At 62.1% G+C, this 25,018-nt stretch carries 18 protein-coding genes; 8 read left to right on the top strand and 10 right to left on the bottom strand.

The window, feature by feature from the left end:
- Window positions 1-68: 68 nt before the first annotated feature.
- From manD to C2L65_RS07870, 5 genes are all read left to right on the top strand, one after another.
- The gene (gene manD / locus C2L65_RS07850; RefSeq protein WP_042313630.1) at window positions 69-1,277 is read left to right on the top strand and encodes a D-mannonate dehydratase ManD; all 1,209 of its coding nucleotides are present in this window, start codon (window positions 69-71) and stop codon (window positions 1,275-1,277) included.
- Window positions 1,278-1,315: 38 nt separating this feature from the next.
- The gene (locus C2L65_RS07855) at window positions 1,316-2,686 is read left to right on the top strand and encodes an MFS transporter (protein WP_042313628.1); all 1,371 of its coding nucleotides are present in this window, start codon (window positions 1,316-1,318) and stop codon (window positions 2,684-2,686) included.
- A 62-nt stretch (window positions 2,687-2,748) separates the two neighbouring features.
- The gene (locus C2L65_RS07860) at window positions 2,749-3,786 is read left to right on the top strand and encodes an L-idonate 5-dehydrogenase (RefSeq protein WP_042313627.1); all 1,038 of its coding nucleotides are present in this window, start codon (window positions 2,749-2,751) and stop codon (window positions 3,784-3,786) included.
- Between the two features lie 57 nt (window positions 3,787-3,843).
- The gene (locus C2L65_RS07865) at window positions 3,844-5,142 is read left to right on the top strand and encodes an MFS transporter (protein WP_042313626.1); all 1,299 of its coding nucleotides are present in this window, start codon (window positions 3,844-3,846) and stop codon (window positions 5,140-5,142) included.
- 29 nt (window positions 5,143-5,171) lie between these two features.
- Window positions 5,172-6,017, top strand: a complete 846-nt coding sequence (locus C2L65_RS07870) for a GntR family transcriptional regulator (RefSeq protein WP_081921298.1) — start codon at window positions 5,172-5,174, stop codon at window positions 6,015-6,017.
- A gap of 294 nt (window positions 6,018-6,311) precedes the next feature.
- Here the strand turns inward: C2L65_RS07870 and C2L65_RS07875 are convergent, their stop codons facing one another.
- The 5 genes from C2L65_RS07875 to C2L65_RS07895 all read right to left on the bottom strand — a co-directional run bounded on the left by C2L65_RS07875 (window position 6,312) and on the right by C2L65_RS07895 (window position 13,181).
- A complete protein-coding gene (locus C2L65_RS07875) occupies window positions 6,312-7,802 on the bottom strand; it encodes an ISNCY family transposase (protein WP_042317373.1) in 1,491 nt (496 codons plus the stop codon).
- A gap of 219 nt (window positions 7,803-8,021) precedes the next feature.
- Window positions 8,022-8,708 carry a ProQ/FinO family protein gene (locus C2L65_RS07880; protein WP_042317423.1) on the bottom strand — a complete coding sequence of 229 codons (687 nt, stop codon included), beginning with the start codon at window positions 8,706-8,708 and terminating at the stop codon, window positions 8,022-8,024.
- A 279-nt stretch (window positions 8,709-8,987) separates the two neighbouring features.
- The gene (locus tag C2L65_RS07885) at window positions 8,988-10,205 is read right to left on the bottom strand and encodes a porin (RefSeq protein ID WP_233446490.1); all 1,218 of its coding nucleotides are present in this window, start codon (window positions 10,203-10,205) and stop codon (window positions 8,988-8,990) included.
- Between the two features lie 200 nt (window positions 10,206-10,405).
- On the bottom strand, window positions 10,406-12,298 hold the full coding sequence (locus tag C2L65_RS07890) for a bifunctional sugar phosphate isomerase/epimerase/4-hydroxyphenylpyruvate dioxygenase family protein (RefSeq protein WP_042317183.1): 1,893 nt from the start codon (window positions 12,296-12,298) through the stop codon (window positions 10,406-10,408).
- 37 nt (window positions 12,299-12,335) lie between these two features.
- Entirely contained in the window at window positions 12,336-13,181 is an 846-nt protein-coding gene (locus tag C2L65_RS07895; RefSeq protein ID WP_042317187.1) for a 3-oxoadipate:acetyl-CoA acetyltransferase, read from the bottom strand.
- 377 nt (window positions 13,182-13,558) lie between these two features.
- Here C2L65_RS07895 and C2L65_RS07900 point away from each other — a divergent pair, with 377 nt between their 5' ends.
- A complete protein-coding gene (locus C2L65_RS07900; protein ID WP_007585999.1) occupies window positions 13,559-14,329 on the top strand; it encodes an IclR family transcriptional regulator domain-containing protein in 771 nt (256 codons plus the stop codon).
- 36 nt (window positions 14,330-14,365) lie between these two features.
- Complete coding sequence (locus C2L65_RS07905) at window positions 14,366-15,037, top strand: phosphoribosyltransferase (protein WP_042317181.1); 672 nt, start codon at window positions 14,366-14,368, stop codon at window positions 15,035-15,037.
- Window positions 15,038-15,110: 73 nt separating this feature from the next.
- On the opposite strand, the gene galU is transcribed toward C2L65_RS07905, so the two are convergent.
- Window positions 15,111-16,004 carry a UTP--glucose-1-phosphate uridylyltransferase GalU gene (gene galU, locus C2L65_RS07910; RefSeq protein WP_042317185.1) on the bottom strand — a complete coding sequence of 298 codons (894 nt, stop codon included), beginning with the start codon at window positions 16,002-16,004 and terminating at the stop codon, window positions 15,111-15,113.
- Between the two features lie 263 nt (window positions 16,005-16,267).
- Entirely contained in the window at window positions 16,268-16,411 is a 144-nt protein-coding gene (locus tag C2L65_RS46105; RefSeq protein WP_007749838.1) for a hypothetical protein, read from the bottom strand.
- 241 nt (window positions 16,412-16,652) lie between these two features.
- Here C2L65_RS46105 and C2L65_RS07915 point away from each other — a divergent pair, with 241 nt between their 5' ends.
- Complete coding sequence (locus tag C2L65_RS07915) at window positions 16,653-17,840, top strand: acyltransferase family protein (RefSeq protein WP_042317177.1); 1,188 nt, start codon at window positions 16,653-16,655, stop codon at window positions 17,838-17,840.
- 933 nt (window positions 17,841-18,773) lie between these two features.
- Here C2L65_RS07915 and C2L65_RS07920 read toward each other — a convergent pair.
- The 3 genes from C2L65_RS07920 to C2L65_RS07930 are packed head-to-tail and all read right to left on the bottom strand — an operon-like array spanning window position 18,774 to window position 24,969.
- Window positions 18,774-21,245: a glycosyltransferase family 4 protein gene (locus tag C2L65_RS07920; RefSeq protein ID WP_042314236.1), complete on the bottom strand. Its 2,472-nt coding sequence runs from the start codon at window positions 21,243-21,245 to the stop codon at window positions 18,774-18,776.
- Window positions 21,242-22,720, bottom strand: a complete 1,479-nt coding sequence (locus C2L65_RS07925; RefSeq protein ID WP_042314234.1) for an oligosaccharide flippase family protein — start codon at window positions 22,718-22,720, stop codon at window positions 21,242-21,244. Before C2L65_RS07925 ends, C2L65_RS07920 begins: the two co-directional genes overlap by 4 nt.
- Before the next feature lie 59 nt (window positions 22,721-22,779).
- Entirely contained in the window at window positions 22,780-24,969 is a 2,190-nt protein-coding gene (locus C2L65_RS07930; protein ID WP_103254524.1) for an NHL repeat-containing protein, read from the bottom strand.
- Window positions 24,970-25,018: the final 49 nt, after the last annotated feature.

The following is a 25,018-nucleotide window of genomic DNA, read 5'->3' on the forward strand; positions in this document are numbered from 1 at the left end:
GTTGTTGACGATTGAATATACTTGTATGGTAGCATCACTTCCATCGAATGCGACTCAAGGAAATCCCCATGAAAATCGTCCGCGCCGATGTGATCGTCACGTGTCCCGGCCGCAACTTCGTCACGCTCAAGGTTGTGACGGACGAGGGCGTGCATGGCATCGGCGATGCCACGTTGAACGGCCGCGAACTCGCGGTGGCGTCGTATCTGAAGGATCATGTGTGCCCGTTGCTGGTCGGGCGCGATCCGGGACGCATCGAGGATATCTGGCAGTTTCTTTACAAGGGCGCTTACTGGCGCCGCGGCCCGGTAACGATGACCGCGATCGCCGCCGTCGACATGGCGCTGTGGGACATTCTCGGCAAGGTGGCCAACCTGCCGTTGTACCGGCTGCTGGGTGGCGCGTCGCGTGAAGGCGTGATGGTCTACGGCCACGCGACGGGACGCGACATTCCCGAAGCACTCGACCGTTACGAAGAACACATCGAAGCCGGCTACAAGGCTATTCGCATTCAGTGCGGCGTGCCGAACATGCGCTCGGTCTATGGTGTGTCGAAGGGCTCTGGCATGTACGAGCCGGCGACCAAAGGTGCCGTCGAGGAGCAAAGCTGGTCGACGGAAAAGTATCTCGACTTCGTACCGAAGCTCTTCGAAGCCGTGCGCGACAAGTTTGGCTTCGATACCCACATGCTGCACGACGTGCATCACCGGCTCACGCCGATCGAAGCGGCGCGCCTGGGTAAATCGGTCGAACCGTATCGGCTCTTCTGGATGGAAGACCCGACGCCCGCCGAAAACCAGGCGGGCTTCCGTCTGATCCGCGAGCACACGGTCACGCCGATTGCGGTCGGCGAAGTGTTCAACAGCATCTGGGACTGCAAGCAACTGATCGAAGAGCAGTTGATCGACTACATCCGCGCGACACTCACGCACGCAGGCGGCATCACGCACCTGAAGCGCATCGCCGATTTCGCTTCGCTCTATCAGGTGCGCACGGGCTGTCACGGGCCGTCGGACCTATCACCCGTCTGCATGGGCGCGGCGCTCCACTTCGACCTGTGGGTGCCGAACTTTGGCGTGCAGGAATACATGGGCTTCCCGAAGGAAGCGCTCGACGTGTTTCCGCATGCATGGAGCTTCGATCACGGCATGATGCATCCGGGCGAGGCGCCGGGACATGGCGTCGATATCGATGAGGAAGCGGCCGCGCGCTATCCGTACGACCCGGCGTATCTGCCCGTCGCGCGGCTTGAAGACGGCACGCTGTGGAACTGGTAAGTCCCTTCGACAGATAAAACGACAGCCAGGAGACAGGCATGGCAGACAGGAAAACCCGTGCGATGCTGCGGCGCGTGGCGGCTGCATCGACGATCGGCACAGCCGCCGAGTACTACGATTTCTTCGTGTACGGCACGGCTGCCGTGCTCGTGTTTGGCGCAAAGTTCTTCCCTTCGAGCGACCCGCTGATCGGCACGCTCGCGGCATTTGCGACCTATGCCGTGGGGTTCGTGGCACGGCCGCTCGGCGGCATCGTGTTCGGGCATTTCGGCGATCGCATTGGACGCAAGAAGGCGTTGATCGCCACGATCCTGATCGTCGGGCTGGGGACGTTCGCGATCGGCTTGCTGCCGGACTATTCGCAGATCGGTGTCTGGGCGCCTGCTTCGCTGATCCTGATACGCGTGCTACAGGGCTTCGGGGTAGGTGGTGAGCAGGCGGGCGCGGTGTTGTTGACGGCGGAATATGCACCGCCTCGCGAGCGCGGTTTTTTTGCGAGTCTCGTGCAGCTCGGCGCACCTGCGGGCTTCCTGATTCCGTCGGGTCTCTTTGCGTTACTGAGCGCCACACTCACGCATGAGCAACTGATGGACTGGGGCTGGCGTCTACCGTTTCTGGGCAGCATCGTACTGGTCGTAGTCGGCCTGTATATCCGGCTGCGCACGGAAGAGTCGCCCATCTTCGCCAGCATCCGCGAAACCAAGGCAGTCGAGTCGCGGCCGGTGGTCGAGGTCGTGAAGCAGTTCGGACCGACCATCGTGAAAGGCGTTGGCGCAAAGTTGATCGAAGCGTGTACGTTCGCGATGTACACGATGATCGTTCTCGCCTACGGACGTGCGCACGGCATCAGCGAAAGCCTGCTGCTGCAGACCATCATCGTTGCTGTCGTGCTCGAGCTATTCGCCATTCCGCTGGCGGGCGCGCTGTCGGACCGGATTGGCCGGCGCACGACTTTCATCGCAGGGGCGGTGCTGCAGGTGCTACTCGTCGTGCCGCTGTTCCATGCAGTCGATAGCGGCAACCGCCTCGCGATCCAGGCCGCGATGATCCTCGCGATCTCAGTCGGTCACAGCCTGTGCTATGCGCCTCAGGCGTCGCTTTTCCCAGAGCTTTTTCCAGCGCGCGTGCGATGCAGCGGCATTGCGCTCATCTGGCAGATTGGATCGCTGATCGGCAGCGGCGTGCTCGGACTTGTCGCGGTCAAACTGATTCAGGCGACGCACGGAAATTCGATCGGGCTCGTCATTTATGTGGCGTTGCTCGGGATCGTCTCGGCCGTCTGCATTTTCCTTCTACCCGAAACCGCTCCCGCGCGACGCGGCGGGGATCTCCACGACTGGGGCGCGCCGCAGCGCGAGCCAGCCTTGCAGGAAGCACACGCATCGGCCGCATTCGCTGCGCGCCAATAGCACGCCAATAGCACGCCAACAGGCACGCCGATACGACAGCACTTTGATACAGGATCACGACCATGTTTGCAGCCGTTCTCCACGAACCAAAGAAACTCCTCATCGACGAACTCGATGATCCGCAACCGCAAGCCGGTCAGGTCCAGATTCGCGTACGCGCCGGCGGCATCTGCGGCTCCGATCTCTCGTATTACTTCAAGGGCAAGAGCGGCGATTTCGCGGTGCGCGAGCCGTTCGTGCTGGGTCATGAAGTCGCGGGTGAAGTTGCGGCGCTAGGCGAGGGCGTGAGCGGCCTTGCAGTCGGGCAGCGTGTCGCCGTGAATCCGGGACTCAACTGCGGCGTCTGCCGATACTGCGTCAAGGGCATGCCGAATCATTGCCTGAACATGCGCTTCATGGGCAGCGCGTCGACGTTTCCGCACATGCAGGGCATGTTCCGTCAGTTCATCGCGGTGAGCGCGCATCAATGCGTGCCCGTACCGGACGGACTCGACTTCGCGCAGGCGTCGATGGCCGAACCGCTCGCGGTGGCGCTGCATGCGCTGCGTCTTGCGGGGTCGCTGGTCGGAGCGAAGGTGCTGCTGGTGGGTTGTGGACCGATCGGTTGCATTCTGCTCGCGGTGGCGAAGCGGGCGGGCGCGCACCGCATCGTTGCGCTCGATCTCGCGGAAAAAGCGTTGCAAATGGCATCGACACTCGGCGCCGACGAAACCGTGCTCGCCAACGATCACGCACGCATCGATCAGTGGGCGCAGCAGCGCGGCACTTTCGACGTGGTGCTGGAAGCGTCGGGTAGTACGGCTGGCCTCGATACGGCACTGCGCGCCGCGCGCGCGGGCGGCACGGTCATCCAGGTCGGCAATTTGCCGGCAGGGCAGTCACCCGTGGCGGCGAATCTGGTGATGTCGAAGGAGCTTCGCTATCAGGGCTCGTTCCGCTTCACCGACGAATACGCCGTTGCTGCCGAAGAACTCGGCGCGCACAAGATCGATCTGCGCCCGCTGATGACGCACGCGTTCTCGCTCGAAGAAGCGAACCGTGCGTTCGAAGTCGCGCATGACCGCACGCAATCGATGAAGGTTCATCTGAAGTTCGACTAACTCATCCACATGAACCGCCCGGGCACACAAAGAGGCGGAGCACTGGAGACACACACCATGATCAAGAGCCAGCGATGGTTCGTCGTCGGCCTGCTGTTTCTTGCGGGCGTCATCAATTATCTCGACCGCGCGGCGCTTTCGATTGCCGCGCCGCTGATACAGAAGGACCTGAACTTCTCGCATGCGCAGATGGGCATCGTGTTCAGCAGTTTCTTCATCGGCTATGCGCTGTTCAACTTCATCGGCGGCGTAGCCTCCGATAAATTTGGCGCGAAGAAAGTGTTCGGCGGCGCAATGGGCATCTGGTCGATCTTCTGCGGCGCCACCGCGCTCGCGAGCGGGCTTGTCTCGCTGATCGTGCTGCGCGTGCTGTTCGGCATGGGGGAGGGCCCGTTCAGTTCGTCGAACAGCAAGATGGTGAACAACTGGTTTCCGCGCCGCGAAGTCGCGAGCGCGATCGGCGTCATCAGCTCGGGTACGCCGCTCGGTGGCGCGCTCGCGGGGCCTGTGGTCGGCTATATGGCGATCCAGTTCGGCTGGCGCTGGGCGTTCGTCGCGATCATGGTGTTCGGCCTCGCGTGGCTCGTGTTCTGGTCGTTTGCCACGACCGAACATCCGCAGCAGAACAGGCGCGTGAAGCCGGCCGAACTCGATCTGATCGTCGCCGGCCAGCAGCAGGCTTCGTCGATGGAACATGCGCCTGCGGGCAAGAAGACGGGACTGGGCTTCTACCTGAAGCAACCCATCATCCTCGCGACCGCGCTGGCGTTCTTCTCCTACAACTACGTGCTGTTCTTCTTTCTGTCGTGGTTCCCGACCTATCTGACGGAAGCTCATCACATGTCGCTGCACGACATGAGCATCGCGACGGTGATTCCGTGGGTGCTCGGCAGCATCGGGCTCGCGGCAGGCGGCTTCATCACCGACTTCATCCTGCGACTGACGGGCAAGCCGTTGCTGTCGCGCCGGATCGTGCTGTCGGTGTGCCTGGGCGCGGCGGCCGTATGCGTGGGCTTCGCCGGACGCGTGCAGAGCATGCAGGGCGCCGTGGCGCTGATGTCGGTTTCGATTTTCTTCCTGTATGTCACCGGCTCGGTCTACTGGGCAGTGATCCAGGATACGGTGCGCCGCGAGAACGTGGGCGGCGTGGGCGGCTTCGTGCATCTGCTCGCCAATCTCGCGGGCGTGATCGGACCGGCCGTGACGGGCTTCATCGTGCAGGCCACGCACGGCGCGTACGGTAGCGCGTTCGTGCTGGCTGGGGCGATCGCGGTGATCGGCGCGCTGTGTGCGCTGGTTTTCATCCGCGAACCCAAGTCGCAAAAAGCCCCGGCAGAGCGTAAACTAGTATGGTAGTTTGACGATACTAGTCTTCGATTACCGGTATGGATACGAAAATTGCAAGCCCGAAGCCCGCGTCGCGGCGCGAGAAGAGAACCGCCACGCTGACCGTTGCCCCCGTCGCAAGTCAGGCCCGCGCGGTTTCCGACGGCGAAGTGAAAACGCCGCTGCGCGGCGCGCTGATGGGTTTGTCCGTCGAATCGCACGAGCCGATCGGCAAGCAGATCTTCCGCTCGTTGCGCGAGGCGATCTTTACGGGGCTGCTCGCGCCCGGCACGCCGCTTTCAGAGAAAGAGGTGTCGGAGATGTTTCAGGTGTCGCGGCAGCCCGTGCGCGAAGCCTTCATCAAGCTCGTCGAGGCTGGCGTGCTGCAGGTGTTGCCGCAGCGCGGCACCTTCGTGAAGCGGATCTCCCCGCGCAAGGTGCGCGAGGGGCGTTTCATTCGCGAGGCGATTGAAGCGGCGGTCGTACGCAAGGCAGCTGTGGCGATTACCGATGCGCAACTGGCGGAACTTGCCGCGAATCTGCGCGAGCAGAAGGTGGCGGCAAAAGTCAATGACACGGCCGCGTTCCTGGCCTGCGACGAGCAGTTTCACTTCCTGATCGCTCAGTCCATCGATTGCGTGGCGGCGTGGGAGACGATCCAGGACATCAAGGCGCAGATGGATCGTGTGCGCTATCTGAGCCTGCATGAAGTGTCGCCGCTCGACCTGCTGATCAGGCAGCACGCGCTGATCGTGAGCGGGCTGAAGGCGCACGATCCCGACGCCGCGGAAAACGCGATGCGCGCGCATTTGCGGGAGATTCTGGTGTCGCTCGGGCCAGTGGCGCAGCTCAACCCGGACTGGTTCGAACCGGACGAGCCTGAGGCCGTACGGTTGATGCTCTAACGCTTCTCGGGGTCTTCAAAAACGGCCGTGTGCCTGGCAAGGCGTCCTGCAGCGGGAATGGGCCGGGTGCGGCGCAACGCCGGGCGGTGGGACTTTCGTTTTCGGCGACCGACTCAACATCGCTGCGTGGAGGGCTTGCCAGCCGTAAAACGCGACATCTGTAAATTGCCAGAACACGACATTAGGATATAGCCGCTACAAACTTGTCAAAGCCAGATTCAGATGTCCGCTGTCCAGCCAAGTTCAGATGTCCGCTTTTGCGGGGTTAGAAATCTCTATCCCGGGGGTTTCAGTTCACGCAGTGTCGAAGGATGGCGCCTGAACGGGCAGGGCGCTTACGCCTGTTCCACTGTCGCTTGCGGACCGCCGGCCAGGTTTGCCGGGTGAGGGCTCAGCCTTTTTGTGTTGAGCCAGATCCACAATTGCACGCTCCATATCCGCCTGGGTGAACTCGCGCTGCTTCTTCTTGCCCGGCTCACGTACGTTCCGGTTGGTCCGGGTCGAGTCGCCCCGGTTCGTCCGGGACGGAGCTTTACCGATCCTGCTGTTGTCGCGTTGAGCCTGAATCGCCTGCGCGACCTGCAGCACATGAGCCAGCCGCTTGTGCTCGACCACCGCGCCCTGATCGATTTCGGCCAGCCGGTCATATTGCCTGCAGGGCAATACACGTCCGTTTCCCCGCAGTTCGATACGCCCATCCGGGTACTCCCACACCTCGATATACCGATCGATCAGCGCCCGGTTCTCCGGCGTATCGTCCAGCAGATACATGACCCGGTCGTACTGCGCCGTGAGCGACTTCGTGACTTTCCGCGGTTCACGCCACGTCAGCACCAGATCGAGATTCTCATCAACGCGCAAAGGGCGGTGCGCGTCGAAATCGCTCTTTGGGGGCTTCGCAAAGCGCGCGTTGTACGCCGCGATGAATGACGGTGCCCAGGCGTTGGCTTCAGCCACTGTGCTGATACCACGCAGCCTCAGTTCCTTGACCAGGCGATCCTGTAGCGTCAGGTGGGCGCGCTCGACGCGCCCCTTGGCCGGGCTGCTGTTCGCACAGAACGCGTCAATGTTCAGCTCGTACATTGCCCGGCCGAAGTGCGTCACGCTGGTGCCAGTCTTGCTGGCGGTTGTACTGCGAAAGACGCTCGCCTTGTCGCTATAGAAAGCGCCGGGCTTGCCATGGCGTTCGATGTACGCGCGCGTCGCTTCAAAATAACTGAAGGTCGATTCGGTGGCCGTGAAGTGCAGCGTCATCAGGCGGCTCGTCGCGTCGTCCACGTACACCAGCAGCGTACATTGCGGCGCGCGGTCTTCAAACCACGCATGCTCGCTGCCGTCGATCTGGATCAGTTCGCCCAGGCACGCGCGCCGCGCTCGCGGCTGGTAGACCTTCGGCGGACGCTGGCGGCGCGGCACCCACAGGCCGGCGGCCGTCATGAGCCCACGCACCGTTTCCTTCGCCAGGCGAATGCCATGACATTCATATAGCTTCTCGCAGGCCAGCGTCGGCCCGAAATCCGCGTAGCGCTCACGGATGATCGAGATTGCACGATCGGCCGTCACGGCATCCAGACGGTTGTTGCTGGGCTTTGATCGACGACCCGACACGAGACCCGGCGCACCCAGATCACGCAGTCTGCCGACCAGTCTGCGGATCTGCCGCGTCGTCAGCCCGAGCCGTTCCGCGGCGCGCCACGGCTTGAGCATGCCGTCCGCCACGTCCTGAATCACCTTGTACCTGTCCAGCTCGCGCATCGTCATGGTTATCCGTTCTGTCGCAGCCATCGAAGCTCCCAGTGCCGGGTAGCCGGCGACCGGTCAGCTTACGATGGTCCGAAAAGCGGACATCTGAACTTGGCTAAAAGCGGACATTACAACTTAGCCACTACAAAACTGAATGTTGATAATTAAGATTATGTAAAATCACAAACAGGTAGCAGCAAACCAACCACCGCTCCCTCCAGCCTCAATCCTCAACGACCCGCCGGATCAACCCGCAATCGATCAACCTTGCGCCTGATCCGCAGCCGGTGCATTTCCTTCACCGTCCGTCTGCGCCGCAGCCGCGTCATCCGCAGGCTTCGCAGCCGCAGCCGCACCCGTATCTTCACCAGCCTTCACAGCAGGCTTGTTCCGTCCACCCGAACGGCGTCGCGCGAACGCGGATTCCGACGCGGTGACCTTGCTCGTTTCCGCGCCATTCAGATCCACACGCGACGCGCCTTCCGTCAAGCTCGCCCAGTAGCGGCTGCCACGGCACCAGGTGCTCACGGCATCGCGGACTTCCTGCTCGGTCAGCTTCAGTTCGCCGGCCTGCTTGAGCAGATCGTCGAGAATGCCAATTTTCAGCGCCACCTTCGGCGCAGGATTCTTCGGAAACGCCAACGGAAACCGCTTCTGCAGCTTGCCGATCGTATGCACGACGGGATCGACGGGATTCTGCTGCTTTGCCGCCGGACGAGCCGACGCCGGCTTGCCGTGCGTCTTCGCGTCCGCAGGCCTGGGCGCCCGTCGCGCGTCCCGGGGTTTCGCGTCGCGCGCATTAGCGTCGCGCGGACTTGCGTCCTTCGCCTTCTGATCCTTGCCGCCCGCGTGAGGAGCCGGCTTGTCCGCAGCCTGCTTTTCCTTGCGCTGCGCCTTTGCCTGCTTGGCGAGTTCGTCCCTCAGCTTCGCCAGTTGTTCAAAGCCCATGTCTTCACCTTCATTGCAATGACGCAGGATTGTAGCAGCCGCTGAGCACCTTCATGCCGGGCGACCTCTCGCTGCCGTCCGCCAATCATGCGCCCGGTCGATGGCCGTTTCCTGTCATCGCCCCATGTCGGCGCGGCAAGCAACGGACTCCGCCAGCCGACGCGAGCAGCAAGCGACGGTCCTGCATCGAATGCGCGCGCAGCGCACATCGCCACGCACAAAACGAAAAAAGCGCCGCAATCGCGGCGCCCTGTCCTGCTTTAGCTACGTCGTACAGCGTCAGAACCGATGCACCATGCCGACGCCCACACCCACCATGCTGCGCGATGACGAAGGCGTCGAATTGAAGCCGTCGCCGATCGTCGCCGTCGCGTTGATGATGCTGCGGCCGTTCGTGCCGAGCGTCTGGCCGTTCGCGCGCTGATACGCCTGCAACGCATACAGACCCGTACGCTTGGACAGCGAGTAATACTCGGACAGGTTGACCTGCGAATACGACGCGCTGCTCGAGATGCCATTGGCCTTCGTCGCGCGCGTGTAAGCGTAGCCCGTTGCGAAATCCCATGCAGCCGCCGGCTTCCAGTGCAGCACGATGCCGCCCGAGTTCCAGATCGACAGGTCGTGGAAGCCCGAACCGATGCCCGGAACGTACTGCACGTTCGAATACGTCGCCGTGATGTCGAACTGGCTGTTGAACGTATAGCCCCCGCCGACGGCAAAGCGCTGCTGCGCGCGTGCCGACTGGTAGCCATTGGTCACGGCCGAAATGCCCGCCTGCGCGCCCGCGTTTGACGTCGTCGTATCGGTGCCGAACGTGCCGCCATTCACGTTCGAGTTGTTGATCTTCGAAAAGCCCACCGCGATGCCGATCGGACCTTGCGAATACTGGACCGCCGTGCTCCATGTCGAGCCCTGATACGCGCTGCCCGGCACGCCGCCAAACGAATACGAGCCGCTGAACTTGAAGCCGTAAAGCTGCGGCGACATGTACAGCAGCGTATTGTTCGCGCGATAGATCGTATCGAGACCGTCGACGTCGCCCGCATGCGCGCCGTAGAAACCCGTCAGCCACGTCGTCGGGCTATACGGCGACAGCAGCTGGTAGTACGACGCGTACTGGCGGCCAGCCGTCAGCGAACCGTACGTGGCGTTCGTCACGCCGACGAACGCCTGGCGGCTGAACATCAGATTGTTCGTCGACATCGCGCCGCTGTTCGCGCTGAAGCCCTCTTCCAGTGTGAAGATCGCCTTCGTACCGCCACCGAGGTCTTCTGCGCCCTTCAGGCCGAAGCGGCTGCCCGCCCATACGCCCGTGACCATCTTGACGGCCGAGTGTCCGCCTGTGGTCGAACCGAGCGTCGTCGAGCTCGACTGATAGCCGATGCCGTTATCGACGATGCCGTACAGCGTCACGCTGCTTTGCGCGAACGCGGGCAGTGTGGCCAGCATCGCTGCGCCAGCCAGGGCGGCTTTGACTTCGGGGTAACGTCGTTTCATCTCCTGATCCTTTGTCATTGAGTGTTATGACGATGCGTCGCATCGTTTTGTCGGCGGCGGGACAAACGCGTGCCGTCGCCGCCGGTGCTGCGGGTAGTACGAAAAACTGAAGTAATGCGGGAAAATCCGGATGCCATGAAGATCGCTACGGGTAAGCACCACTATCGGGCCGAGCGATCCTTCACTGCATACCGTTGCGCCTAGCTGTGCTTGCGTTGGGCCTGCGCAGCGAGTCTCACAGGCGCATTGACCGCGCCGTATCCGTCGTAACCGCCCTTGCGCTGCACGACCTCCAGAAAGAAGCGGCCATCCATCTGCTCGGTGTACACATGGAAGAACTCGCCGCCCTGCGCGTCCCTGTCGTAAAGAACGTGGGCGTCTTTCATCTGCTTCACCACGTCGTCGGCGAAATCGTAACGCGCTTCAAGGTCATCGTAATAGTTCGACGGGATTCGCAATAGCTGAACGTCGCGTGCGCGCAACTGTTCGACGGCCGCAAAAATATTGTCGGTGTCGAATGCGACGTGATTGAGACCCGATCCACGATACGTGTGCAGCGATTGCGCGGTCGAAGTCCGTCCGTCCACCGATGCGTTGAGAACGATGCGCACCGATCCGTCTGCGCTGCGCACCGCGCGGCTGCGCACGAGTCCGTAAGGATCGGGAAGCAACCAGGCGGGCTCCGCGTCGAAACCGAACACGGCCCTGAAGTAAAGAATCCACATATCGAGTGTGTCGGCGGGCAGGTCGAGGCACACGTGATCGATGCGCTTCAACTCGCCCTGCACTGATTGCGTGCGTTCGCTGTCATGTGCGCTCAGCACGAAGTCAGCTTCATAGAGCGTCGGCTCGTCGGGCCGCGCATCGACGAAGTAATGCAGGCTGCCATCGGGCGCGCGCACACCCGGCACGACGCGTTCGTTCGGACCGACTCGGCCCGAAAACGGTGCATAGCCGAACGACGTCGCGCGCTCGAACACGCGCGCTGCGTCGTCGACCTGAAACGCCGACGCGCATAGCGACAGCCCGTGCCTGTGAAAGAACTCGCTGGCGAACGAATCGGTCTCCGCGTTCAGCACGATCGACGCCCCGCCCTGCTGATACAACGTCACGTCCTTCGAGCGATGCTTGCCCGCCGCATGAAACCCCGCTTCGGCGAAGCGCTGCGCAAGACGCGGCGCGCTGGTCGAATCGACGGCGAACTCGATGAACTGGAAGCCCGAATGCGCGGGCGGCGCAGGCGGCGTGAAGAGCGGCTGACCGTCCTTCGAGCGGGCGCCCTTCAGCCCGGCCTGCTCTTCGAGATACAGCAGCGAGCGGTAGCCATCGGCGGCCGTGGCGGCTGTCGGCGCGGCGCGAAAACCGTCGTTGAAAATTTCGAGCGAGAACGGGCCTTGATAACCCGTTGCGAGCACGCGGTCAGCGAAGCCCGCGACATCGAGATCGCCTTGCCCCGGGAAGCATCGATAGTGTCGGCTCCATTCGAGCACATCCATCTTCTGCAACGGCGCATCGGCGATCTGCACGAAGGCGATGCGATCTCCCGGAATCTCCGCGATGGGATCGATCGGGTCGTCGATCGACAGCGTATGGAAGCTGTCGAGTATCAGGCCGAGACTCGGATGATCGACGGTATCGACGAGCCGCCATGCATGTCGATACGAGTTTATGTACTTGCCCCACGCCAGTGCTTCGAAGCCCACGCGCACGCCTTCGCGTTCGGCGAGCAACGCAAGCTGGCCGAGTTGATCGACGATTAGCGCATCGTCCGCGATCACGTTTGGATTGACGTTGCTGCACACGAGCACGAGATCCGTGCCGAGTTCGTGCATCAGTTCGAACTTGCGCTGCGCGCGGTTCAGGTTCTGTGCGAGCCGCTCCTGTGTTACGCCCTCGAAATCGCGGAACGGCTGGAACAGCGTGATCTGCAGGCCGAGATCGGCGCAACGCTTGCGGATGTCGGCGGGCGAGCCGTCGAAGTACAGCAGATCGTTTTCGAAAATTTCGACGCCGTCGAAACCCGCTGCACGAATCGCAGCGAGTTTCTCGACGAGCGTGCCGCTAACCGACACGGTGGCAATGGAGCGAAGCATGATATGGCTTAGGTCGGGAATCGTGCGGGAATCGTGTTTATGCAGCGGGCTTGAGCGCCAGCAGCTCGCGAGCCTGCTTCGCCGTCGCGACAGGACGGCCGTATTCGCCGCATAGCTTCGCGACGCGCTCGACGAGTTGCGCATTGCTTTTTGCAAGCGTGTCCTTGTCCCAGCGCACGTTGTCTTCGAGACCCGTGCGGCAATGGCCGCCCATTTCGAGCGTCCAGTAGTTCACTTCGAGCTGATGCCGGCCAATGCCTGCTGCCGTCCACGTCGCGCTCGGCAGCAGCTTCTGCAGTTGCGCCACTTCGAATTCGAGAATCTCGCGTCGCGCGGGCAATGCGTTCTTCACGCCCATCACGAACTGCACATGCACGGGCTCTTTCAACAGGCCTTGTTGCACGAGATCGACGGTGCTGTACAGCATGGCCAGATCGAAGATTTCGATTTCGGGCTTCACGTCGTGATCGAGCATCGTCTGCGCGAGGGTGCGGACGAAATCGGGCGGATTCTCGTAGACGGTGGTCGGGAAGTTCACCGAGCCCGTGGCCAGCGACGCCATATCGGGCCGCAAATCGAGCATCGCGCCGCGTTGCTCGAACGAACGTCCGCGCCCGCCCGTCGAAAACTGGATGATGATGTCCGGGCAATGCTTGCGGATGCCTTCCTGCAGCGTCGCGAAGCTGCTGCGGTCGGAGCTCGAGCGCTCCTCTTCGTCGCGCACGTGCAGATGCACGAGGGTTGCGCCGGCTTCATACGCTTCATGCGTGCTCTCGACCTGCTCGGGTATCGAGATCGGCACCGCCGGGTTGTCCTTCTTGCGCGGCACAGAACCCGTAATCGCGACGGAGATGATGCAAGGCTGATTCGTGGCGTGACTCATGGCAGAACCTTTCTCGATGAAACCTGTGATGCCGCTGCGCGGCGCATCCGAAGTGCTCATCCGATGCGGCACGGCCTGAAGCGCTAAGGTGGCTCAAGAATAGGCAAGCGCCATGGGGTGGGCAATGCTCCTGGTGCCCGGAATGTGCGTTAATCGCACGTTTCTGTGCGATTAACGCGCGCTTCGCGGGTTAGCACCAGGCTGGGTGTCGTGTGGCGCATACAGTGTCGGCGCGGTTTTCCGCCTGATGCGGTAGCGATCGAGGCGACGTTCCCCTCGCGCCAGGCGATATCGACAAACGGTGCGTAATGACCAATAAGTGAGCGATAATCGCGCATACCGATACGTTAGCCGCGCAAAATCAGGGATCGATTGCCATGAACCGACCGCCATTGGACAAACGCGACTGGATCGCGGGCCTCGAAAAAGGCCTTGCGATCCTGGAGTCGTTCGACAGCGAACACGCCCGCCTCACGCCGAGCCAAGCCGCCCAACTGACGGGCATGACGCGCACGGCTGCGCGCCGCTACCTGTTGACGCTCGAACATCTCGGCTATGTGCAGGGCGACGGCAAGCTGTACGGGTTGACGCCGCGCGTGCTGCGCGTCGGCTGGTCGTATTTCGATTCGGCGCGGCTGCCGAAAACCGTACAGCCGTACCTGCAGCAACTGAGCGCGACGATCGGCGAATCCGTCTATGTGAGCGTGCTCGACGATTGGGAGCTGGTGTTCATCGCGCGCAACGGCACGTCGCGCGTGATGACGACGGGGTTCGTGCTCGGCGCGCGCGTGCCCGCCCCGCTCACCTCCCCCGGCGTCGTGCTGCTCGCGTATCACCGCGATCAGGAAGCGATGCAGACGTGGCTCAACGACGCCGAGCTCACGCCCTTCACGCCGCACACGGTCACGAACAAGACGGGCCTGCTCGAAAAGGTCCGCCGCGCGCAGGCCGACGGATTCGCGGTGATCGAGCAGCAGCTGGATATCGGCGTGCGCGGCGTCGCCGTGCCGATGAAGAACCGTCATGGCGAAGTCGTCGCGGCGCTCAGCACGAACATGCCGATGGGCAAGGAAACGTCGGAAGCGGCGCTCAACCGCGTGTTGCGCGCACTGCAGGAATCGGCACTCTCGATGCTCAACGTCCTATAGTGAATGACGTAGAGGTAGCGGACGTGGGAGCGAATCATGCACCGTCGATTTGCGGATCGCGCCGACGCGGGCCGTGCGCTCGCCGAGCAACTGAAGCATTACGCGCAACGCGACGATGTCGTCGTGCTCGGGTTGCCGCGCGGCGGCGTTCCCGTTGCGTATGAAGTCGCCTGCGCACTGGGCGCGCCGCTCGACGTGCTCGTGGTTCGCAAGCTCGGCGTGCCGTGGCAATGCGAGCTGGCGATGGGCGCGATCGCGTCGGGCGACGCGCTGTATGTGGACGAAGAACTGATGCGCGAAACGGGCGTATCGCAGCCCGAATTCGACCGCGTGCTCGCGGATGAGAAAGCGCAACTCGCGCGGCGCGAGGCACTGTTTTGCGACCCGCGGCGCGCGAGCGTCGACGTGACGGGCCGCGTCGCGATCATCGTCGACGATGGGCTCGCGACGGGCGCTTCAATGAAGGTAGCCGCGCGTGCATTGCGCGCACGCGCGCCGGCGAAGATCGTTGCCGCGTTGCCCGTCGCGCCGCACGACGCGGCCGGGCGCATTGGCGATGACGTCGACGAATATGTCTGCGTTACCGCGCCGGAACTGTTCTTCAGCGTCAGCCAGTTTTATTCGGACTTCAGCGAAACCACCGACGACGATGTGCGCGCAATACTCGCACGCGCATCGTCGGCCAGCGGGCCCGCGTCGTCCGGATGACGCGCGCGCTTGCACCGACTGACCTGCAGCGCGACGGCCGGTAGACGCGCCGTCGTTGCCGCAGGCGTTGCTTTCAGGCGGCGGCCGCGGTCAGATGCAGCGGCAGATAGCTTTGCAGGTAGTCCTCGAACTCGCTGCGCACTTCCGGGTGACGCAGCGCGAATTCGACCGTCGCCTTCAGATAGCCAATCTTGCTGCCGCAATCGAAGCGCGTGCCGAAGTAGCGATACGCGAGCACCTGCTCTTCCGTCAGCAGCGACTGCAGCGCGTCCGTGAGTTGCAGCTCGCCGCCCGCGCCCGGCTTCAGGGCGCGAATGTGCTTGAAGATGGTCGGCATCAGCACATAGCGGCCGACCACGCCGAGATTCGACGGCGCCTTGTCGGGTGCCGGCTTCTCGACGATGCCCGACAGCTTGATGACGTCCTCTTCCCACTCCTTACCATCAACCACGCCATACGAGCGGCTTGCCTCGCGCGCGATGGTTTCGACACCGACCACGGAGCTGTGATAGTGGTTGAAGACGTCGACCAGTTGCTTCATCACAGGCTGTTCGCTGTGCAACAGGTCGTCCGCGAGGATCACGGCGAACGGGCTCTCGCCGACCAGCTTTTCGGCGCACAGCACGGCATGGCCGAGTCCGAGCGCTTCGGCCTGACGCACGTAAAAGCAATCGACGTTCGCCGGTTTGATGCTGCGCACGAGATCGAGCAGTTGCTCCTTGCCGCGCGCTTCGAGTTCCGCCTCGATTTCATAAGACTTGTCGAAGTGATCTTCGATCGCGCGCTTGCTGCGGCCTGTGACGAAGATCATTTCGGTGATACCTGCCGCGATCGCTTCTTCTACCGCGTACTGGATCAGCGGTTTATCGACGATGGGCAGCATCTCCTTCGGGCTCGCCTTCGTGGCGGGCAGAAAACGTGTGCCGAGGCCCGCTACAGGAAAGACGGCTTTGGTGACTTTCAGCATGGTATGCATTTCCACTCGGTTGATTGAATGTATGCAATCGCCGTGAGAGGCGGCGCATTGTCGTTCGGGAAAAGACTAGCCGAAAATTATTTTGAAAGGACTGATAGCGCCCCGTTGAAATTAATTCAAATTGTTCCTTTCCAATGCTTCGTTCCGATATTTGAAACTCGTGCGGAAAGAATGACGTGAACAATCTGAATCGCCATGCATGCGGCGCGTAAATCTTGCCAATCACGCCGAGGGCGAGCGCCGCCCTCATGCGCTCACTCGTTTTCTTCGAACTGCGGCATCTTTTCCGGGTTCATCCGGATACGACTGATCGGCTCGTTGCGCAATGCTTCACGGTACGCGGACACGGCAACGAGTAGTAGCAACACGGCGACGCCGGCGATCAAATGCAGGTTCATGACCCCACCCCTGTCAGAAGTTTTCCCCGCATGAACGTAACACGAAAAAAACGTCAAATAATTCAGACGTCTATTTGAATTTCAGTCGGTTTCGGCAAGCCATTGGCAATATGAAAGCCTGAATAATTCGAATCATTTCTTGTCGATTTTTTGCACGCCCTTTCACCTAGGATACGTAAGCGGGCGTGCTACGTCTTGAGGGCGGCGCGCCAATTCATTCATCAACGAACAAGGACCGCGCATGAGCGACACTGCACTGGACGCCACCGGCTCGTCCCTGTCCTTTGCGCCGGCGGCGCGCAGCGAGGCGAAGGTCGCCGGGAAGGAACATGTCATCGACGCGATGCGCGGGTTTGCCGCGTTGCTGGTGGCCTATTTTCATTGCCGCCAGGTCGAATGGGTGGGGATGCAGAGCTTTCACCATGTGGCGGGCAAATCATTCGATCTGAATACGATTGTTGCGTACCTGACGCTGCCCATTGCGTGGGGCTCGGCAGGGGTGCCGATTTTTTTCGTTATTAGCGGGTATTGCATTCATCGTGGTGCTGCGCAGCGTCTTGCGAACAATTCTGCGTATCGGCTCGATGCGATGAATTTCTGGGCGCGGCGGTTTGCGCGCATTTACCCTGTGCTGTTTGCCGCGCTGCTGCTCACGCTTGCGCTTGACTGGGCCAGCCTGCACTTTCCGCCCGTTAATCACAAGATTCTCGATATCGGGCCTCAGGCGTTTTTTGTCAATCTGTTCTCGCTGCAAGGTTTGGCCGGCAAGACGTATGGCTCGAATGGCGCGCTGTGGACGCTGTCGCTCGAAGTGCAGTTTTATGCGGTTTATCCGCTGGTATTTGCGCTGCGGCGTCGGCTTGGGATCTTGCCTGTGCTTGGGATTGTGGCGCTCGTTAATATCGCTTCGGTTTTTGTGTTCGAACGGCATGACTTGCAGTTCTTTACGTCGTTCTGGTTCTCCTGGATGCTCGGGGCGTGGATCGCTGAATTGCAGTTGAAGCGCGATGATGCTTCCTCGCGTAAGCGCATGCCGTGGCTGATGTATGGGTTGGCTGTCTTGCTGACAGTGCTTGGGTGTGTTGCCTTTCGGTTTGGGCAGTATCTGGCGTTTCAGTTTTGGGCTGTTGGGTTTGCTTTCTATCTGAATGAAGCGCTCAAGAGCCGGCGGCAGAACGATACGGCTGTGATTCGGGTGCTTTCTCGATTTGGCGATTTCAGCTTCTCGCTCTATTCGATTCATTTGCCTATTTTTGTGTTGCTGTCTTCGGTGTTGTATCGCTCGGCGTTGCAGATGTCGATCTTGCCGAGTTTTGGTTTTATGGTTGTGGCAGTCGCTGTTGCGTGGGTCTTTTATCGTTGTGTTGAGTTGCCGGCGATGAAGTGGTCCGGTAGTTTGAAGTCTGTTAGTCGTGGGAATGTGCGTTAACGTGGGCTTGGGCTGTTTGCGTTTTCGCTGGCATCCGCGTTATGCCTTCGTGCTTCAGGCGTTGCCGGTTGGTGTTCTGGCCTTTGCGCTGGCATCCGCGATTTGTTAGCGCGCTTCAAGCGTCGCCCCTGTGCGGGGCGGCACCTACTTTTCTTTGCCGCCGCAAAGAAAAGTAGGCAAAAGAAAGCGGCTCACACCGCTAGCTCTAGTGTTTGCCTGAGGGCCCCCGAAGGGTCTTACGCTTCACACGGCAACCACGTGACCCACGTTCGTTGCCAGCGCTCTTGCGGTGCGCCTCACCCGCTTCACGCTCCCGCACTACAGCGCGCCGTGCCAGCTATTCCACTGCCGCCCAGGTGGCAAACTGTGTGTAGGCCGTAGCACCACACACGCCTCACTTCGGACCAATAGCACACGCGTCCCACCTTGTAAGAGCGCCAGGCTATACGCCGCGACAACCTACACACAGTTTGCCACCTGGGCGGCACATATCATTCGCTGCCGCGAGCTCTTCTGCGGGTGTTTGAAGTGGGTGATGCGCTCATTCGAAGCGTTGGCAACGCACGCAAACAGAAAGGCTGCCGTGTGAAGCGTAAGACCCTTCGGGGGCCCTCAGGCAAGAAGAAATGTTGGCGGTGTTAGCCGCTTTCTTTTGCCTACTTTTCTTTGCGGCGGCAAAGAAAAGTAGGTGCCGCCCCGCACAGGGGCGACGCCTGAAGCACGAAGGCAAATCGCGGATGCCAGCGCAAAGGCCAAAACACCAAACGGCAACGTTTGAAGCACGAATGCATAACGCGGATGCCAGCGCAAAGGCCAGAACTACTAAACCGGCCGCGCCACGAACCACGAACCACGAACCACGAAGCCAAACCGCGGATCCCATCGCAAGGGCAAAAAACACCGCCCCTGCGTCGCAGACAAAAAAGCAAAAACTCAAACCCCATTCGCCACAGTGGCAAGAATCCTCTCTACCCCTTCGACATACGCCTGCGTCCCAAACTTCCGCACAGCGGTCTGATACCCCTGGGCAACAAGCCGGTCGCGCAGCGCCTGATCCGACCGCAACTCGGCAAGCGTATCGGCCAGCGCGTGCGCGTCGCCCGGCGTACACATCACCCCATTCACGCCATCGTCGATAATTTCGACCACACCGCCAGCTCGTGCCGCCACGACCGGCCGCCGCGCCAACATCCCCTCAACGATCACGCGACCAAACGGCTCCGGCGTAATCGAAGTATGCGCAACCACATCGACAGCACACATGCACGCAGCCACATCATCCTGAAACCCAAGAAAATGCACCCGCCCTTGAAGCCCATTCGACGCAACAAACTCCCGTAACCGGGCTTCATAAGCATCTTCACCAAACAGCGGCGCACCCACCAGAACCGCATGCATCTGCGGATTGAGCACCATCGCCTCGAGCAACACATGCTGCCCCTTCCACTGCGCAAGACGGCTAAACGAGCCGACAAGAAACGCATCCTGTGGCAGCTTCAGCCGCGCACGCAGCACACTTTGGGGCGTATCCCGCAACGCACTGAACGGCGCAGCAGAAATCCCGTTAAACACCACATCGATGCGCTTGTCGCCAAAACTGGTCAGCTCGGCAAACGCACGCGCCGAAGCCGCCGAATTGGCGATCACATGCGCAAGCCCCAATTTCGCGCACCATTTGATGATCGCAAGCTGCTTGCTGCCGAAATGCTCGGGGCTGACGATATCGCGCAGATGCCAGACCACAGGACGCCCCGCAAAGCGCCCAGCAATCGCGCCGATCACCATCGCCCGCTGCGTGTTCGCATAGATCACGTCGCTCTGACGGGCCCGTGCGACCGTCGCGCGCACCAGCGACACCACGCCCTTCACCGCCTTCGCGATGGGCGGCGTGCCACCCTGCTTGCGGATGTCGCGCGTCGCGCCGGGATCGAGCACATCGACGGCCACGCCTTCGCGATGCAGCGCCAGGCGAAACGGTCCGTCATCAAACAGCACCACCTGCACGCGCGCCTTGAGCGCCTTCACAACTTCCAGCAGCGACAGTTCGGCGCCACCCATCACGCCGCTCTGGTCGATCGCAAGCACGCGCAAGGCGCTCGATGCCGGCTTCGGTTCGCTAACCTTCGCGGGCGGTTCATCCACAGGCAGCGTCGCGCCCTGCAACGCGGGCACCGTTTCGCGCACGAAGCCAAAGAAGCGCTCGCGGAAATGCCGGATCGAAAAACGCTCGGCATTCGCGCGGCAATCGACGGGCCTAAAGCGCGTGGGATCGTCGGCGAAATCCTCGATCGCGCCGATGATCGAATCGGCCGTCTGCTCGTTGAAAAAAATCCCCGTCGGATGCGACTCGTACTGGTCGCGCACGGTTTCGAGCGCCCCGCCCTTGCCGTACGCAATCACGGGCGTCCCGCACGCCTGCGCTTCCACCACGGAAATGCCGAAGTCCTCTTCCGCTGCGAACACGAACGCCTTCGCGCGGCGCATGTGATCGCGCAACACGTTGAACGGCTGATAGCCCATGATCTGCACGTTCGGCGTCGCCTTCGCGCGCACCTTCTGCATGTCGGGGCCGTCGCCGATCACGACCAGCTTGCGCTCGGGCATCCGCGCAAACGCCTCGACGATCAGGTCGATCTTCTTGTACGGCACCATGCGCGAGGCCGTCAGATAGAAGTCGTCCTTCTCTTCGCATAGCGAAAACGACTCGACGTCGACGGGCGGAAAGATCACTTCGGAATCACGCTGATAGACCTTGTGGATGCGTCGCGAGATGAATTCGGAGTTCGCGACGAACGCATCGACGGAATTCGACGTGCGGATATCCCAGTTGCGCATGTAATGCAGGATCATCCGCGCCAGCGCGGACTTTGGCCCGCTCGTCAGCTTCGACTGCTGCAGATACTGATGCTGCAGATCCCACGCGTAGCGGATGGGCGAATGCACGTAGCTGATATGCACCTGGTCCGGGCCCGTCAGCACGCCCTTCGCGACGGCATGGCTGCTCGAGATCACGACGTCGTACGCGGACACGTCGAGCTGTTCGATCGCGAGCGGCATCAGCGGCAGATAGCTGCGGTACTTCGTGCGCGCCTTCGGCAGCTTCTGGATGAAGGACGTCGTCACGGATTTGCCGCGCAGGAACGTGCGGTCGTCGAGAAAATCGACGAGGCTGAAGATGTCCGCCTCCGGAAAACACGCGACGATCTGTTCGAGCACACGCTCGGCGCCCGCATAGGTGACGAGCCAGTCGTGAATGATGGCGACACGCACCGGACCGACGCTGCGCGCGCCGCGCCGTTTCGCGGGCGGCCTGGCAACGGGCGTGGTCGTGATGAGATCGCGGCCCGCATCGCGCGTCACGGACGTGGGACGCAGGAGGTCTTCTTCAACGATATCGTGGTTCATGCGCTATTCCTCGGATTGAGTCGCAACTTCAGACGCACAAGCAGCGAACGCGAAAGATCGCGCAATGCAGGGGTCATCGTGAGCGACCACGCGACGTTCGCGCTCACGATGAGCGCGCCCGCCGCAATGGCCATCGGCAGGCTGGAAAGCAAGGTGGCGAGCCACAACGTACCCACCAGAAAAGCAAGGTGCGCGAGCATGTCGAGCACGATCGGGCGCGCGTGAATGGCCGACAGTTTCAGCAGCGCGACGTAGTCGAACAGGCCACGCGCGGCCACGACGACGGCCGCGCCCGTCAGGCCGAAATGCGCGATGCCGAACCACAGCGCGGCCGCGAAGAAAGGTAGCTCGAAGAGACCGAGGCGCGCGGCGGTCGCAGGATGCACCTGTGACTGAATGAGAATGCGCGCGAGGTTCGCCTGGCCGACGAGCCACACGGAGATGATCAGGATGCGTCCCACGGGGCCGCCCGCGTCCGCGACTTCGCTGCCCACCCACGCATGCAGGAAAGGTTCGAGCACGATGATCGCGACGAGCGCAATGGGCGTGAACACGCCGTTCAGGAATTCGAGCGACTGCCGCATGATGACGTCGGCGTCGTCCCGGCCCACTGCCGAGAGGCGCGGAAACAGCGTGCGCTGCAGCGCAGTCGGCACGATGTTCAGGCGCGTGACGAGGTTCTGCGGCACCGTGTAGTACGTGACGAAACGCGCGCCGAGACTGGTGCCGAGCATCACACGGTCGAGCGATTCGGCGACCATTCCCGAGATGCTCGCTATCAGCATCCAGCCGCCGAAGTTGAAGAGTCCCTTCGCGACCTTGAACTGCGGCGCGCGGATATGACGAATGCCGAGCACATTGAGCGCCGAGCGTCCGAGCAGGATCGCGGCGAGCAAACGCGCGACCACAGCCGCCGCGAGCACGTTCTGCAGCGTCGGTCCCATCATCCATGCGGCGGCGAGCGGCAGCAGCTGGAACAGGAACGTGCCGAGCGTCTGGTTGGTGTTGTAGATGCCGAAGCGTTCCGCGCCGTTGATCGCGCCCGCGAACACCCACGACACGTTGGCGAGCGGAATCGCCACCGCGAGCCACGGCAGCGCCATATAGACCTCGTGCTGCAGCTCGGGCGACACCTTCGAGAAATACGCGGTATAGAGCGCCGCGCCGAAGTAAATGACGAGCCCGCCGACGATGCCCGTCGCCAGGTTCAGCCACGTCGCGCTCCAGAACACCTGCTCGCACGCCTGCTCATCGTTCGATGCACGCGCCTTCGAGATGTGGTTTTGCGCGGCCATGCTCATGCCGAGGTCGAGAATGCTGAAGTAGCCGATCAGCGTCCAGACGAGGCTGATCACGCCGTAGCGTTCGACGCCCAGCAGCTTGATGTACGACGGCACCGTGACGAGCGATACAAACGTCGGCAACACCAGTCCGATCAGGTTGATCACTACGTTTCTGAGGATGCCTTTATCCATCGGATGCCTTTCTGGTCAGTCATAGGTTTGAGTAGCGTGTGGGTGGAGAAGCGTGTTGTTTATGTCTTTGATGCTGGTTTCCAGCGGTACATCAGGACCTTGCCGCGCGCGTCTTCTTCGACGAACACGAGATACTCGCCGTCGTCGCGGCGATACGCGCTGATGCCGTTGGGCACGTCGACCCAGCCCGATGCATGGCCCACTTCCGGACCCGGCTGCATCGTGCCGACGGGCGTGCCCGTCTCCTTGTCGTAGACGTGTACGGTGCCGACGGGCTCGACGGCGAACACGTATCTGCCTTCGACGGTGAGGCCGATCAGCGTCGAGACGGGCTTCGCTTTCGTGTCCCACGGCAGCGGCAGCGTGTAGCGCGCAACGGGGTTGCCGCTCGACCACTTGTCGTAGCGCACCAGCACGCGGCCCACTTCTTTCCAGAAGCCGCGATCGAACGGCGCTTCGGCTGTGTAGCCCGTCACGTACATCGAATCGGTTTGCGGGTCGTAGATCGCGCGTTTGATTTCGCTGAACGGTTGCGGCACCGGGTATGAAGTCATGTCCGCGTACGAGTAGACGGGGTTGCCCTTCGCATCGAGACCACCGAACCGGAAGCGGTTGATGCCCTTCGAATCGCGCGCGCGCCAGATGTCGCCGTTCGTGTCCACCCACCAGCCCCAGCCGCCCGCGAGGTGCGTGCCTGTCGTGTTCGGCGTGAACTCGTCGGCGTCGAAGCGGCCATTGCCGTTGCTGTCGCGCCAGATCCAGTCGCCGCCCTTCGGTGCGTTCGGCACCTTCAGCACGGCGCGCTCGCGGCCTGCGATGAAGCCCGAAGGCGTGGCCGTCTCGCCGTCGCGGCCGCCGTCGAAGCGATAGATCTTCAGATGGTCCGCGTACATGTCCGTGAGGAACAGGAACGTGCGGCCCTTCAGCTTGCGGGCGATGGGCAGGCCAGGCCACTGGTCGGTGTTGAAGACGGGATCGTCGGGATATCTGAAGCGATTCGTCAGGAAGCCCGCGTAGGTCCATTGCTGGCCCGCCGGCTTCGACAGATCGAGCGTGAAGCGCTTGTTGCCCGTATAGACACTGTCTGGCCGCGACGGGTCCATCCACGCGCCATCGACGAACAGCAGCCCTTCGACCTGCCACACACGCTTGCCGTCGGGTGCGTAGCTTTCGAGCGTCGCGCCGAGGCCCGCGCCCGTCGGCTCGAAGCGCGGACCGATGCCGTTGGTCGATACGTAGACGTTGCCGCGCGCATCGACGCCTACGCCCGTGAGTCCGTTGAAACGCTGCGGTCCTGGCTTGCCCGCGACGCCCGAGAAAATGCCGCCGCGCTCGCCGAGCGTCGATGTCAGCGCATAGCCGCCATCGCGTTTGCTGAAGAACAGCACCTGCTGGCGCGGGCCGTTATCGGCGATCAGCACGCGGCCTTGAGTATCGACGGCGATATCGACGGCAACCGTGTCGGCAGGCAGCGGCAGTTCGTCTTTCAGACGCTGGCCGTTCGCGTCCAGGTGCGCCACTTTCGGCTTGTCGCCGAGCGTGTCCGTGAGCACCCATAGCGAGCCGTCGCCCGCGCGCGAGATACGGCCCGGTGCCGGCACGCTCCATTGCGCCTTGCGTTGCATCGATTCGGCGTCGTACACCTCGACCCGGTTCTGCGACGTGTTCGACGCGTAGAGCGTCGTATCGCTTGCAGCAAGCCCGTTGATGTCGCCGCGCGTGCCCGTGGGCACGTCGTTGACCATCGCGAACGCGGCGGCCGCCTTCGCATGCGGATCGATGCTGCTCACGGCGGCCTGGAACGCGGCGACGCGCTTCGTATCGCCGATCTCGCGCCGCGAGATGCCGTACCACTGGCGGCCCTTGTCCGGCCACACGCCCTGACCGACGAGATGCCCCTTCTCGTTGCCGACGCCGACAGCCACATACGCATAGCGTTTGTTGATCGCGATCGCGTTGCCGCCGCTGTTGCCCCAGCCGTGCGTGCCGCCCGCGAAGCCGAGCATCTTGCCGTCCTGATAGACGCTCGCTTCCGCGCCGCTCTCGTCCCACGGCGCGTTCGTATAGACCTTGCCATCAGGCGATACCGCGAGCGCCGTGATGTTGATCTGCGTCCACGCGCCGTCGCCGAAGCCGAAGGTATTGCCGATCCATGACGTCTGCACGTTCAGCGCGGGTTCGGCGAACGCATGCAGTGTCGCGAGAAGGGCAAACGCGCACATCGCGCGGGCAAGCGTGAGTCGGGACAACGCGAGTTCTCCAGTCGAGGCGAAACGAAGGCAGGCGATAACGATGCGT

Origin of the sequence: Paraburkholderia terrae, from assembly GCF_002902925.1 — a bacterium.
In the GTDB taxonomy this organism is placed as follows: Bacteria; Pseudomonadota; Gammaproteobacteria; order Burkholderiales; family Burkholderiaceae; genus Paraburkholderia; species Paraburkholderia terrae.